Origin of the sequence: Paenibacillus sp. P3E (assembly GCF_001909045.1) — a bacterium.
Lineage (GTDB): Bacteria > Bacillota > Bacilli > Paenibacillales > Paenibacillaceae > Paenibacillus_AQ > Paenibacillus_AQ helianthi.
In genome coordinates this window covers 1-869 of sequence record NZ_LVWH01000133.1, presented here as the reverse complement: position 1 = coordinate 869, position 869 = coordinate 1, and the positions used below count along the sequence as shown (strand labels likewise).

The following is an 869-nucleotide window of genomic DNA, read 5'->3' as shown; positions in this document are numbered from 1 at the left end:
ATATTTTTGGATATATAAGAGTTGTATTTCAAGATTTTTCAAAATTATTAAGAACTATTCGAGAAAATGTTGGTATGGGCGACAAAAGAAAAATAGCTGATAATATACAAATCGAAAAAGCACTTCAAAAAGCAATGTTTGATAAATTCAAAGAAATGGAACAATTAGAAACATTAATCGGTCCAGAATTCGGGGGGCAAGATTTATCTGGTGGAGAATGGCAAAAGTTGGCGGTATCAAGAGCTTACTTAAGCGAGGGAGGAATTTTGATTTACGATGAAGCAACATCAGCAATGGATCCAGAATCAGAGCTAAAAGCTTTTCAGTCCTTTATAGAGCTGTCAGGGAAAAAAACAGCTATTTTTGTAACCCATAGATTAAGTATGACAAAGTATGTTGATAAAATTGCTGTTGTTGAAAATGGGAAAATCGTAGAGTACGGTACACAAAAAGAACTTTTAGATCTAAACAAAAAATATGCAAGTATGTATCGAGCACAGCTCTCCCTATATTCTGATTAGAGGGTAGGCGTTTCAATTGATCAATAAAAAAGGTAACTTATACAATTTGTTATGGTTTTTATGGCGTATTTTAAAAGAAATGCCCATAATCTTTATCATGGTTTTTTCGATTCCAATTATTAGCGGTGTTTTGAATGTATTTATATATTCGGCTCAAGCTGAGATCATTGATATTATTTCATATCATTTAAATGGATATGAATGGAAAAAAATGCTATACTCACTAGTCATTCCGATAGGAACAATGGCTGGGATCTCCATATTGAGACTATCAAGTGAATTTTTGCAAAAAGTATTGGGTAACCGATTGAAAAATGGAATATCTATTATATTTAGAAAACAGATTAC

The 869-nt window shown here is 32.0% G+C and carries 2 protein-coding genes; both read left to right on the top strand.

The features are described from left to right. The coding region (locus A3842_RS12035) for an ATP-binding cassette domain-containing protein (protein ID WP_178382341.1) at nucleotides 1-521 on the top strand (521 nt) is incomplete at its 5' end. A 16-nt stretch (nucleotides 522-537) separates the two neighbouring features. Beyond that, on the top strand, nucleotides 538-869 hold a 332-nt coding region (locus A3842_RS32945), incomplete at its 3' end, for a hypothetical protein (RefSeq protein WP_218618679.1).